Below are 12,154 nucleotides of genomic sequence, written 5' to 3'. Positions count from 1 at the left end.
TAAGGACTTGATCGAAAACCGGCCGGCGGGGATATCTCCCGTCGGCCTTTTTCGTGGAGCGCGATGTTCCGCGGGGGCGAACAGGGAGGTTGAACGGCGTCGTGGCCGCAATCGCGATCTACAGCCTGAAGGGCGGCGTGGGAAAGACCAGCATGGCGGTCAACCTGGCCTGGTGCGCCGCCAGCCTGTGTGCGCGTCGCACGCTGCTCTGGGACCTCGACCCCCAGGCCGCCTCGACCTGGCTGCTGGGCGGCCCCGCCCCCGGCGACCGCGCCCAGGCGATGTTCTCGCGCGATATCGCGGTCGACCGGCTGATCCGCCCGACCACCATACCGCGCCTGTCGCTGGTCGGTGCCGATGATTCGCTGCGCGGCCTGGACCTCCTGTTCCACGAGATCGCCAAGAAGAAGCGGCTGGACAAGCTGATCGAGGGGCTGGACGATTATGACACCGTCATCCTCGACTGTCCGCCGGGCCTGACCGAAACGACCGAGCAGGTGTTGCGCGCCGTCGACCTGGTCGTGGTGCCGGTGGTCCCCTCCGCGCTCGCCACCCGCGCGCTGGAGGTGGTGGACGGCCATGTCCGGGGCCGCGTTCCCCTGTTGCCGGTGCACGTCATGGTCGATCGCCGCCGCCGCCTCCATGCCGAGGCGCTGGCCGCCCATCCCGACTGGCCGGTCATCCCGATGGCCAGCCTGGTCGAGACGATGGGCGAGCATCGTGCGCCCGTAGGCGCCTTCGCGCCGCGCAGCAGCGCCGCGAACGCCTATGCCGAGTTGTGGCGCGCCGTCGAGCGGCGCATGGCCGGGGGATGAGCCGGCGCGACGAGCCCGGTGCCGTCGAACGGCTGACCCCGCATCTGGTGCTCGGGGCCTATGCCGTCGGCGTCTTTCCGATGGCCGATACGCGCGACACCGACCATGTCTATTGGGTCGAGCCGCGCAAGCGCGCGATCCTGCCGCTCGACGGGCTTCACCTGTCGCGCTCGCTGCGCAAGACCGTGGCCCGCGACCGGTTCCGCGTGACCGCCGACACCGCGTTCGAATCGATCATCCGGCTCTGTGCGGAAAGCGTCCCCGACCGGCCGGAAACCTGGATCAACTATGCGATCGAGCGGGTGTTCATCGACCTGTTCGACATGGGTTTTGCCCATTCGGTCGAGTGCTGGGACGGGGATGAACTGGTCGGCGGCCTGTACGGCCTGGCGCTGGGCCGCGCCTTTTTCGGCGAATCGATGGTCAGCCGCCGGACCGACGCATCGAAGGTGGCGCTGACCTGGCTTGCCGCCCGGCTGCGCGTCGGCGGCTACACCCTGCTCGACTGTCAGTTCCAGACGCCGCATCTCTCGACCATGGGGGCGATCGAAATCGGGCGCGAGGCCTATGTCGCGCTATTGTCCGACGCATTGGCGGGCGTGGTCGCGCCGGGGACGTCGGCGGCAGGAGCCTCGGCACCTGGCGACTTCGCCGTGCTCGACCGCTTGGGCGCGGGGCCGGGAACGGACGCCGGGACCGTCTCCGGTCCGGTTTCCGGCCAGGACATCGTGCAGCTCTTGGCCCAGACGTCGTAGACCGGGTGCAGCACGACGTTGAGCGCCGGACGCTCCTTGTACAGCCAGCCCGAGAATACGCGCTTCCAATGCTGATCCGCGCCGCGCACGTCCATCTGCACGAAGGCACCGGTCAACTGCTCGGCCTCCCAGGAGGCGGTTTTTTCGCAGGCGCGCAGACGCACGACGACATCGCCGACGCGGATCGCCTGGCCGGGTTTCAGCGTCAGGTCACGCGATACGCCGTTGCGCTTGTTGAGCAGGCCGATCACCGCGACCCGCTCGGCCATCGGCGTACCGCCGCTGGGCAGCGCCGCCTGGGCACCATCGACCGACTCGATACCCGACGCCGCGCCGGGACGATCGGGCAGGATCTGGCTGACCGCCGATTCGGCCGTGTCCTGGCCGCCCTTGTCGCTCAGCGCGTGATAGCCGAACCAGCCACCGACACCGAGCGCTGCGGCCAGCGTCACCCCGGCCAGCCAGCGTGCGGCCTTCACCCCTCCGGCGTCCAGGCTTCATAATCGCCGGTCGCGGCCTGACGCTGGCCACCCTTTTCCAGCGCGCCCGACGGACGATAGGCCATGGCCGTGCCGGTCATGTTGGGAATGGCGGGCTTCTGCCACGCACGGCGCGGCGGCAGCGAGCGGTCGGGCACGTCATCGACCTGATGATGCAGCCAGCTGAACCACTCCGCCGGAACCCGGCTGGCATCGTTCGAGCCGTTGTAGATCACCCAGCGACGCGCGCGACCGGCGGTATCGACGCCGCCCTCGTAATAGACGTTGCCATGCGCGTCCTCGCCCACCTGCGCCTTGCCGCGCAGACCGAACCAGGTGCCGATGGTGGCGCCGTTCCACCAGGTGAAGGGATTGAGGTTGATGCCCATGCCGCGCCGTGTAGCCCGGCTCTCGCCAGCCTTCAACCGCGTTCGTATGGGCGGGGCGATATGGGGGTGATGCCGCAAGGGGTGGTCTCGATGAGATACCGTCCTCCCCCAGCCCCTCCCGCCTGCGGGAGGGGGGAGGCTTGGTTCGGGTGGCATGTCTCCATGACGGGCGACCTCATGGAGCGGGGGATGGCGTTTCCACCTTTGAAGCCCCTCCTCCCGGCAGGGGGGAGGGGTTTGGGGTGGGGGCTGTGCCACAAACAATGGTCTCGATGAGACATCGCCATTCCCCAGCCCCTCCCGCCTGCGGGAGGGGAGAGGCTTGGTTCAGATGGCATTGGCTGTCACCTGTCGGGGATTAGAGGGCTATTCTCGCTTCCCCCGACGGCATCACTTCGGCCAGGAAACCGAATCGCCTTCCGAGATGCCCAGTTCGGCCGAACGCCCGCCGACCAGTTCCAGCACGGCGGCGACCGGTTCGCCGGAGGGGATCGGGGTCTGGCTGAACGGCGCGGTGTTCTCGGCGATGCGCGCGATCGTACCGTCGGCGCGCAGGAACAGGATGTCGAGCGAGGTCGGGGTGTTCTTCATCCAGAAACTCGCCTCGCGCGGGCCACCGCCTTCGGGGGGATAGGGCGCGAACAACATGCCGCCATCGGGCGTCAGGTCGGTGCGGTACATCAGCCCCTGTTCCTGCTCGGCGGCGGTGCGCGCCCGCTCGACCTTGAAGACATGCTTGCCCTGCGCGGTGGTGATGGTCACCGGCACGGTTTCGGCTGCGGTCTTGCCCGCCTGCTCCGTGGTGGCTCCGCCGCCCGAGCAGCCGGACAGTCCGGTGGCTGCCAGTGCGAGCGCCGTCACGGCGATCCCCCAGCCCGTCTTCGTCATGATGCGTCCTGCTCCGTCACGATCACCGCCAACGGCCCCTTTGGCCCGTCGACGATCCGGGCGGCCAGCGGCTGGCCCGGCTCCACCTCCAGGATACCGCCGCGCCGCAGGGTTTCCATATGCACGAAGATATCCGCCCCGTCGCGATCGCGCAGCAGGAAGCCATAGCCCTTCAGCCGGTTGAACCATTTGACCGATACCGATTCGGGCGTACCCGCCGCATCGACCAGCGCGACCGGATCGACCCGGTCGGGCGATCGCGGCCGTCGCGGCTGTTCGGGTACAGCATGGGTCAGGTCGATCGCGATCACCTCGCGCGCCTGGTAACCGCGCCCGCTGCGCATAGCGGTCAGCGTGACCCGTGCCCCCTCGGGCAGGCTGCGTCGCCCATGCGCCTGCAACACGGTGAAGTGCACCAGCACGTCCCCGTATGACGGATCGTCCGCGACCACGAAGCCGAAGCCCCGCGTCACGTCGAACCATTTTACGACCCCCGCCAGCCCCACGGCGCTATCCGCCGTTTCGCCGTCGATGCCGCCCCCTGTACTTGGCGTTTCATCCAGCATCATCGCACCCTTGACCCTATTGCTAGCATCATTGTTCGCACTCGCAATGCGACGGCGTTCATTTTTGATGCTTCGCGATGGGACGGACGCAGCAAAAGGGACCTTAGGGCGCCAAAAGATGCCGCAGATGGCTCAGAAATCCTCGTCGTCGAGCATATCGCCGGGTGCCGCCGCCACGATCCGACGCGACAGGTCCATGCCATGCCCCGCCCGCAACATCGCGCCGAGCTGCTTTTCGCGCAGCGCCCGGTCGGCTTCCCCGGTGGCATAGGGCCCGATTCGCCTGCGCCGCGCAAAGGCGAGTGCGGCCCCGCGCGCCGCCTCGGCCATCTGGGGAGCGATCGCCTCGTGATCCTCCGCCCCCACCCTCGCGGCATGCAGCGCCTGTGCGACCCGTCGCGCGCCCAACCCGCGCCTGGCCAGCGACGCGGCCTTGGCCTCGGCATAGGCGCGATCGTCGATATAGCCGAGTTCGACCATCCGCGCGGCCAATCCCCGCGCATCGGGTGCGATATCCGCCGCCCAGCCCCTTTCGCGCAGCTTGCGGGTCAGGTAATCGACCAGCTTTCCCTCGGTCGTCGCGAAGCGTTCGACATAACGCAGCGCGAGATTGTCGAGCAATTTGGGGTCAAGGGGCTTGGGCGGGCGACGATCGGCGGACACGCCTTGTTTGTGCCACACTGACACCGGAATTAGAACGCGGGAAGCCGGTACCTGCGGCATAAAACGATCACGCACCCGCTCGAACATCCGCGGGCGCGCAAAAGCATAAGGAACGAAGGCAAGGCCATGACGATCGAGCACCATCAGGACGACGCGCGCGCCATCATCGCGACGCCGACCGAAGATGCGCTGCCGCGCCGCTTCGCCGACTTCGATACGCTGGGCGAAGCGCTGGACTATGCCGCGTCGGGCTCGCGCGGGCTGAACTTCCACGATGCACGCGGCACCCTGTCGCGCCCCTATCCCTTTTCCGAACTGCGCGAGGATGCGCTGGTCTGCGCCCGCCGCCTGATCGCCAGCGGCGTAAAGCCCGAGGAGCGGATCGCGCTGGTCGCCGAAACCGTTCCCGAATTCGCCGCGCTGTTCTTCGGCGTCGTTTATGCGGGTGCCTGGCCGGTGCCGCTGCCGCTGCCGACCTCGTTCGGCGGGCGTGACAGCTATATCGAGCAGCTTCGCGTCCAGCTGGCCAGCTGCGACCCCAAGATGCTGATCTACCCGCCCGAGCTGGCCCAGATGGCGGGTGCCGCCGCCGAGGCCGCGGGCGTCGAGGGGATCGACTGGGCCAGCTTCGCCACGCGCGAGGCACCCGAAGTGGAACTGCCGCAGGCCGATCCCGAAGCGATCGCCTATCTGCAATACTCCAGCGGCTCGACCCGTTTCCCGCATGGCGTGGCGATCACCCACCATGCGCTGCTGAACAACCTGGCCGCGCACAGCCATGGCATGAAGATCCAGGAAAGCGACCGCTGCGTCTCTTGGCTGCCCTGGTATCACGACATGGGCCTGGTCGGCTGCTTCCTGTCGCCGGTCGCCAACCAGGTGTCGACCGACTATCTGAAGACCGAGGATTTCGCCCGCCGTCCGCTGGCGTGGCTGGACATGATCAGCCGCAATCCGGGTACTTCGGTCAGCTACTCGCCGACCTTCGGTTATGACATCTGCGCGCGTCGCATCTCGTCGCAGACCAAGGCGTCGGACCGCTTCGACCTGTCACGCTGGCGCATCGCGGGCAATGGCGCGGACATGATCCGCCCCGACGTGATGCAGAGCTTCGTCGACGCCTTTGCCGATGCGGGCTTCCCGGCCACCGCCTTCCTGCCATCCTATGGCCTGGCCGAGGCGACGCTGGCGGTGTCGATCATGCCGCCGGGCGAAGGCATCCGCGTCGAGCTGGTCGAGGAAACCCAGTTGTCGGGCGGCGCACAAGGGGCCGACCGGCCGCAGCGTTTCCGCGCCATCGTCAACTGCGGCAAGCCCGCGCGCGACATGGTGATCGAGATCCGCGAAGAGGACGGCACCCCCCTGCCCGACGGCGCGATCGGCAAGGTGTGGTGCAAGGGCCCGTCGGTCATGGTCGGCTATTTCCGCGACCAGGCCGCGACCGATGCCTGTCTGGTGGATGGCTGGCTCGACACCGGCGACATGGGCTACATGTCGAAGGGCTATATCTACATTGTCGGCCGCGCCAAGGACATGATCATCGTCAACGGCCGCAATCACTGGCCGCAGGACATTGAATGGGCGGTCGAGCAGCTGCCGGGCTTCAAGGCGGGCGACATCGCCGCCTTCGCCATCACGACCCCGGGTGGCGAGGAAACCCCCGCCGTACTGGTCCAGTGCCGCAGCTCGGATGACGAGGAACGTGCCCGCCTGCGCGACGAGATCCGCGAGCGCGTGCGTGCGGTGACGGGCATGAACTGCGTGATCGAACTAATCCCGCCGCGTACCCTGCCGCGCACCAGCTCGGGCAAGCTGAGCCGCGCCAAGGCCCGCAACCTGTACCTGGCGGGTGAGATCAAGCCGTACGACGTCGCGGCCTGATCTTTCGAATCTGAATGAGGAAGGGGCTCGGTCGAAAGGCCGGGCCCTTTTTCTTATCGCCCATCGCCGTTCAGCCTGAGCGAAGTCGAAGGCCACGGACAGACCGGTCCAGTCAGGCCGCCACCCCGGCGGAGGCCGGGGTGGTAAAGTGTAGCGAGGCGGTCAAACATTCATGACCTCCGACGTCGCTGCAGACGGAACGGAGCAGGGGCCCTACGCCCCTCAATCCTTCAACGGATCATGCCCCCAGTTCATCAACGAATAGCGCCACGGCGAGTGTTCGACATCCTTGTCCGGCCCGCCCTGCTTCAGATGGCGGTGCACATAGCCGACGACCTTCTTCATATGCGCATAGTCGTCGTCGGTCAGGTCCGCCTTCTTCTTGCGCTTGATCGCGACGATCTTGCGGCCAGACTCATGCCCGACGCTCTCGTCCGAGCCGCCCTTTTTCTGGCCGACATCCTTCGACTCGTCGGTGTCCAGAAACTTTTCCAGCGTGGCGGGGGCCATGTTCACAGCCTCCTGGAAATCGGTGTAAATCTGATCGTGATCCTCAGCCATGGACGGCTCCTTTCTGGGCCATCAACGCCGCCCGCACGATTTCAGGTTCAACCGAGCATCGCCTCATAGCTTTGCGGCGGCACCGGCAAGGTCATTCGCGCGACCCCGCCCAGGATCACCGCCAACAGCAGCACGCCCCCCGCCGCCCGCACGATCCACCGCTCGCCCGTCCATGGCTTGGCAAGCACCAGCCCCAATGCGCAGGCCATGACCGGCCAGAGGTGATAGCGGAAATCGGACGCCACGCTGATGACCAGGAAGCTCGCCTCGAGCCCCAGCGCCGAGCCGAACAGCGCCCCCGCCAGCCCGCGTCCGCGCGTGACCGCCAGACCGCCCGCTGCCAGGATCAGCCAGACGATCGGCCACATGACGGGCATGTCGACCCATGGCCCGGCCATGCGCTGCCACGCCAGCGCGACGCGGCCCGGCTGGCCGAGATGCAGGTCATTGGGTTCGCTGCTCTGCGGCGGCACGGCATTGGGCCAGCGCGACGGCACCCAGAGCCGCCAGGTCGAATTGACATGCGCCAATCGCTGCTCGGCATAGGCGACCGGATGATGCAGGATGGCCGGGGCCAAGCGCGCATAGAGCGTGCCGGGGGCCATCGTCTCGAACCGTTTCAGCGACGTGCCGCAGCGGTTCGGCTCGCCCAGCGCATCCCAGAAGAACGCCTTGACGCAGTGCCGCTCCCGCATCTCCGCCACCTCGGCCGGGGAAAAGCCCAGCCGGGGATCATAGGGCACCCGCGTCGCGATGCCCGCCAGATCATAGAGTGCCTGGGTCCGTGCCACACCGCTGTCGCGCGCACCCAGCAGACGGTGATTGACGATCGGCGACAGCGCAAGTGTGACGAGCGTCAGCGCGACGGTGATCGCGATCCGGACCGACCAGCGTGTCGCGACCAGCAGGGCGATCAGCGGTGCGACGGCAAAGATCGCATTGGCCCGAACCAGCGCGGCATAGGTCAGCAGCAACGCGGCGACGCACCACGCGGCCGGGGGCACCCTTTCCCCCCGCAACCGCCACCAGCCGACGATCCCGACCGCCGCCAGCGTCGCGCCGGTCATCTGCGCATCCTTCAGGATCGCGACCTGCCAGCCCAGCCAGGGCGGCACCAGCCCGATCGCCAGCACCAGCAACGCCGCGCGTGGCCGCCGGTCGACGATCCCCGCCGCGATGCCGCCCAGCCCCAGCCACCAACCGCCAAGCTGCACCGCCAGCATCGGCCCGGCCCCATGCCCGGCGAACAGCGACCACAGCCGCGCCATGATCGGCGGATGCCAGTCGTCATAGTCGCCGCTCAGGACCTGCGCATATTGGCCGACACTGTCATACTCGACATAGCCGGGCGCGAAGATGACCAGGCTCAGCCCGAACAGGACCAGCGTGGCGACGATGATGCGCAGGCGGTGGCTATGGGCTCGGGTCATAGGCCAGCAAGCGATGCCGCCAAAAGCAGATGTTTCGCAAGCGGAATGCGGTGCATCGCTGCATGGCGATGCCGATCGGCAGGCATAAGCCTTGCGTCATGGGCTAGCCCGAACGCCCGGCTCCGCCTAACATCGCTCTGCCATGGAGGGACAGGCCTTGGACAATGACTCCGCGCTTCTGATCATCGACATGCAGATGGTGATGCAACAGCGGATCGAGGACGGAAGGCCGCACGTCAATGGGGGTGCGCCTACCGCCATCGAAGCGCTGGCCGACGCTTTTCGCGACGCAGGACGTCCGGTGATCCATGTCCGCCATGCCGAACCCGATCCCGCCTCGCCCCTGCACCCCGATGCGCCGGGATATCCGCCGATGGCCTGTGCGCGGCAATGGCCGGACGAGACGGTACTGGTGAAAACCACCTCCTCCGCCTTCCCCAGTACGTCGCTCGAAACCCATTTACGCGAGCGGGGCATCGCGCATCTTTTCGTTGTCGGCGCGGTGGCGGGGTTCTGTGTCAATTCGACGGTACGCTCGGCCAGCGATTTGGGCTTTGTGGTGACGGTCGTGACCGATGCGGTGATCGGCTTCGATCTGCCCTCCGCCGGGCTCGATGCGCGGACGATATTCGACGTGACGATGGGCCTGCTGGCGGCGGACTTCGCCCAAATGCGTGAAAGCCATGCGATCATCACTGACCTGTCCCGTACGGAGCCATGATCGAATACCAAGGAGCATCAGCCATGACCTACACGATTGAAGCCATAGGCCATGTCCATGGCGGTCGGGCCGATCCGATCGACGATGATTGGGGCGCCAGCCGCTCCACGATCGAACTGGACGCATCCCGCTTCGGCGCGGAAGCGCTGGCGGGACTCGAAGCATTCAGCCACGCCGAAATCCTGTTCCTGTTCGACCGGGTGTCGCCGGACCGGATCGAAACAGGCGCCCGCCACCCGCGTGGCCGTGCCGACTGGCCCCTCACCGGCATTTTCGCCCAGCGCGGCAAGAACCGGCCCAATCGTCTGGGTGTCACGATCTGCCGCATCGTGGCGATCGATGGCACAAGCCTCACGGTCGAGGGACTGGATGCGATCGACGGTACGCCAGTCATCGACATCAAGCCGGTCATGCGGGAATTTCTGCCGCGTGGGCCAGTGGAGCAACCCGACTGGGTCACCGAACTCATGACCGCCTATTGGTAGGGTTCGTCCCAAACGAAAAGGGGCCCGCAACCGCGAGCCCCTTCCCATAATCCGGTCGGAAAAAATCAGATGTGCAGCGCGCGCCCATAGGCGGCCAGCACCGACTCATGCATCGATTCCGAGATGGTCGGGTGCGCGAACACCGTTTCCATCAGCTCGGCCTCGGTCGTCTCCAGCTGGCGGGCGACGACATAGCCCTGGATCATCTCGGTCACTTCCGCGCCGACCATGTGCGCGCCCAGCAGTTCGCCGGTCTTGGCATCGAACACCGTCTTCACGAAGCCTTCCGCCTCGCCCAGCGCGATCGCCTTGCCGTTGCCGATGAAGGGGAACTTACCGACCTTCACCTCGTAGCCCGCTTCCTTGGCCTTGGCCTCGGTGAAGCCCACGCTGGCGACCTGCGGACGCGAATAGGTGCAGCCCGGGATGTTGCCCTTGTCCATCGCATGCGGGTGGACATCCTTGTTGCCCAGCGCCTGTGCGATGGCCTCTGCCGCGATCACGCCCTCATGGCTCGCCTTGTGCGCCAGCCAGGGCGCGCCGGTCACGTCGCCGATCGCCCAGATGCCGTCGACGTTCGTACGGCCATAGCCATCGGTCTTGATGTGGCCGCGATCGGTTTCGATGCCCAGCTTGTCCAGACCGATATTCTCGGTGTTGGGGACGATGCCGATGGCGACGATCGCATGGCTGAACTCGGCCGTCTCGACCTTGCCGTCGGGGCCCTTCATCGCGGCCTTCACGCCCGATGCGGTCGCCTCCAGCTTCTCAAGGCCGGTCTTGGTCTTGATGGTCATGCCGAACTTGGTCAGCTGCTTGGTCATGAACTCGCTGACTTCGGCGTCCTCGACCGGCATGATCCGGTCGAGCATCTCGACGATGGTCACTTCCGCGCCCATGTCGTTGTAGAAGCTGGCGAACTCGACGCCGATCGCGCCCGATCCGATGACCAGCAGCTTGGTCGGCATGGCGGGCGGCACCATCGCATGGCGATAGGTCCAGATGCGCTCGCCGTCCGCCTTGGCGAAGGGCAGGTCGCGGGCGCGCGCGCCGGTCGCGACGATGATGTGCTTGGCCGTTAGCTCGGTGGTCCTGTCGCCCTGGACGACCGACAGCTTGCCCTTACCGGTGATCGTGCCGACGCCCTCATGGACGGCGACCTTGTTCTTCTTCATCAGGCCCTTGACGCCCGCATTGAGCTGGCCCGCGACCTTGCGGCTGCGATCGACCACCTTGTCGAGGCTGAACGAGGGCTTCTCGACCGACAGGCCGTATTGCGCGGCATGGGTCATGTAATGATAGACTTCGGCCGAGCGCAGCAGCGCCTTGGTCGGGATACAGCCCCAGTTGAGGCAGATGCCGCCCAGCCGTTCGCGCTCGACGATCGCGACCTTCAGGCCAAGCTGGCTCGCGCGGATCGCCGCGACATAGCCGCCGGGACCCGAGCCGAGGACGATAAGGTCGTAAGTGTCAGCCATAACGCATCCTTGTCACGAAAAAGCCAGTGAAGGCGCCGTAGGGCACTGCATACGCCGCCGTAGTGAAACCGGGCGGCATGAAGAAACTCAGCGGAGCTATTGCCCCGGCCAACGCCCCGACCGTGCCGCCAAAAATACTATTCCCGATCAAGGATCGTCCCAAGTACCGCGACGCGACGAAGGCCAGCGGAAACCCTAAGATCAACATGAAAGGGCCACTGACAATCGCCGCCACAAAGGACGACAGGACCGCCAGCATCACAAATACACACACGTCCCATAAACTCGGCCATCCCCACGGCATCGACTCGAAAATCGAGACCATTGCGAACGTCATTGGAAGCGTCGTAAACGAGCCATATATCCACGCCCTTCCACACGCTGCGAAGACACTGGGACCGTCCATTGCCTCCGCATCGTCCATGGACCTTACCCCGCCATCGGCGGAACGGTGCGCGGCTTGCGGTCCTTGTCGGTCGCGACGAACACGAAGCGCGCCTGCGTCACCTTGGTCGCGTCCTCCATGTGGCGGGCGCGGCGCCAGGCCTCGACCTCGATCGTCATCGACGTGTTGCCGACATGGACCAGGGTCGCATAGACCGACACCTCGTCACCGACGAGCACGGGGGCGTGGAACTTCATCCCCTCCGCCGCGATCGTGACCGCGCGGCCGCCCGAATGTCGCGACGCCACCGAACCCGCCGCCAGGTCCATCTGGCCCATCAGCCAGCCGCCGAAGATATCGCCATAAGGATTGGCGTCCCCCGGCATGGCGGTGACGCGGATCGTGGGGTCCAGATCGGGAAGCGTGCTCATTGTTCCGAATGCCTCCGTGCCATGCGGTCGGCGATACGCGCGCGGTGGAGCGGGCCGAGGCCCATCGCCACCGTCGCGATCGCGGCCCCCGCTCCGCACCACCAGATTTCAGTGCGCGCGAGAGGATAGGCCCAGGCGGCGGCCCAGGTCATGACGAGCGCCGCCACCAGCCCCAGGCCGATATAGAACAGCTCGGTCCGAACCCGCATGGCCCCCGCCCCTCAGCT

Annotated in this window: 15 protein-coding genes and 1 pseudogene; 5 read left to right on the top strand and 11 right to left on the bottom strand. The window is 66.6% G+C overall.

From position 1 onward, the window contains the following. Positions 1-101 precede the first annotated feature (101 nt). Complete coding sequence (locus SOM26_RS06370; RefSeq protein ID WP_320451901.1) at positions 102-815, top strand: ParA family protein; 714 nt, start codon at positions 102-104, stop codon at positions 813-815. Continuing rightward, positions 812-1,570: a leucyl/phenylalanyl-tRNA--protein transferase gene (gene aat, locus SOM26_RS06365; protein ID WP_320451900.1), complete on the top strand. Its 759-nt coding sequence runs from the start codon at positions 812-814 to the stop codon at positions 1,568-1,570. The genes SOM26_RS06370 and aat overlap by 4 nt, the downstream gene beginning before the upstream one ends. Before the next feature lie 35 nt (positions 1,571-1,605). Here the strand turns inward: aat and SOM26_RS17620 are convergent. The 5 genes and pseudogenes from SOM26_RS17620 to SOM26_RS06340 form a co-directional block, all read right to left on the bottom strand. Next, positions 1,606-1,839, bottom strand: a pseudogene (locus tag SOM26_RS17620) (DUF2155 domain-containing protein); the annotation flags it as partial. A 206-nt stretch (positions 1,840-2,045) separates the two neighbouring features. Beyond that, complete coding sequence (locus SOM26_RS06355) at positions 2,046-2,438, bottom strand: NADH:ubiquinone oxidoreductase subunit NDUFA12 (protein WP_320451899.1); 393 nt, start codon at positions 2,436-2,438, stop codon at positions 2,046-2,048. 390 nt (positions 2,439-2,828) lie between these two features. Next, complete coding sequence (locus SOM26_RS06350) at positions 2,829-3,326, bottom strand: DUF192 domain-containing protein (RefSeq protein ID WP_320451898.1); 498 nt, start codon at positions 3,324-3,326, stop codon at positions 2,829-2,831. Next, positions 3,323-3,892: a cold-shock protein gene (locus SOM26_RS06345; RefSeq protein ID WP_320452349.1), complete on the bottom strand. Its 570-nt coding sequence runs from the start codon at positions 3,890-3,892 to the stop codon at positions 3,323-3,325. Before SOM26_RS06345 ends, SOM26_RS06350 begins: the two co-directional genes overlap by 4 nt. Positions 3,893-4,024: 132 nt before the next feature. Beyond that, complete coding sequence (locus SOM26_RS06340; protein ID WP_320451897.1) at positions 4,025-4,513, bottom strand: regulatory protein RecX; 489 nt, start codon at positions 4,511-4,513, stop codon at positions 4,025-4,027. 168 nt (positions 4,514-4,681) lie between these two features. Here SOM26_RS06340 and SOM26_RS06335 point away from each other — a divergent pair, with 168 nt between their 5' ends. Then, positions 4,682-6,436: a fatty acyl-AMP ligase gene (locus tag SOM26_RS06335; RefSeq protein WP_320451896.1), complete on the top strand. Its 1,755-nt coding sequence runs from the start codon at positions 4,682-4,684 to the stop codon at positions 6,434-6,436. A gap of 222 nt (positions 6,437-6,658) precedes the next feature. Here SOM26_RS06335 and SOM26_RS06330 read toward each other — a convergent pair whose 3' ends face one another. Then, complete coding sequence (locus tag SOM26_RS06330) at positions 6,659-6,997, bottom strand: DUF3140 domain-containing protein (protein WP_320451895.1); 339 nt, start codon at positions 6,995-6,997, stop codon at positions 6,659-6,661. Positions 6,998-7,044: 47 nt separating this feature from the next. Then, complete coding sequence (locus SOM26_RS06325; protein WP_320451894.1) at positions 7,045-8,427, bottom strand: hypothetical protein; 1,383 nt, start codon at positions 8,425-8,427, stop codon at positions 7,045-7,047. 157 nt (positions 8,428-8,584) lie between these two features. Between SOM26_RS06325 and SOM26_RS06320 the strand changes: the two genes are divergently transcribed. Then, positions 8,585-9,148 (top strand): isochorismatase family protein, encoded by a 564-nt coding sequence (locus SOM26_RS06320; protein WP_320451893.1) that lies wholly within the window; start codon positions 8,585-8,587, stop codon positions 9,146-9,148. A gap of 23 nt (positions 9,149-9,171) precedes the next feature. Beyond that, positions 9,172-9,633, top strand: a complete 462-nt coding sequence (locus tag SOM26_RS06315; RefSeq protein WP_320451892.1) for an SAM-dependent methyltransferase — start codon at positions 9,172-9,174, stop codon at positions 9,631-9,633. 65 nt (positions 9,634-9,698) lie between these two features. Here the strand turns inward: SOM26_RS06315 and lpdA are convergent, their stop codons facing one another. From lpdA to SOM26_RS06295, 4 genes are all read right to left on the bottom strand, one after another. Further along, positions 9,699-11,111, bottom strand: coding sequence for a dihydrolipoyl dehydrogenase (lpdA, locus tag SOM26_RS06310; RefSeq protein ID WP_320451891.1), 1,413 nt, complete (start codon positions 11,109-11,111; stop codon positions 9,699-9,701). Then, the gene (locus SOM26_RS06305) at positions 11,104-11,448 is read right to left on the bottom strand and encodes a hypothetical protein (protein WP_320451890.1); all 345 of its coding nucleotides are present in this window, start codon (positions 11,446-11,448) and stop codon (positions 11,104-11,106) included. The genes lpdA and SOM26_RS06305 overlap by 8 nt, the downstream gene beginning before the upstream one ends. A gap of 92 nt (positions 11,449-11,540) precedes the next feature. Further along, a complete protein-coding gene (locus SOM26_RS06300; protein WP_320451889.1) occupies positions 11,541-11,927 on the bottom strand; it encodes an acyl-CoA thioesterase in 387 nt (128 codons plus the stop codon). Further along, positions 11,924-12,136 (bottom strand): hypothetical protein, encoded by a 213-nt coding sequence (locus SOM26_RS06295; RefSeq protein WP_320451888.1) that lies wholly within the window; start codon positions 12,134-12,136, stop codon positions 11,924-11,926. The genes SOM26_RS06300 and SOM26_RS06295 overlap by 4 nt, the downstream gene beginning before the upstream one ends. Positions 12,137-12,154 lie beyond the last annotated feature (18 nt).

It is taken from the genome of Sphingomonas sp. CFBP8993 (genome assembly GCF_034044895.1).
In the GTDB taxonomy this organism is placed as follows: Bacteria; Pseudomonadota; Alphaproteobacteria; order Sphingomonadales; family Sphingomonadaceae; genus Sphingomonas.
Note: the sequence above shows the minus strand (reverse complement) of the source record. Positions and strands in the feature narration are given on the sequence as shown.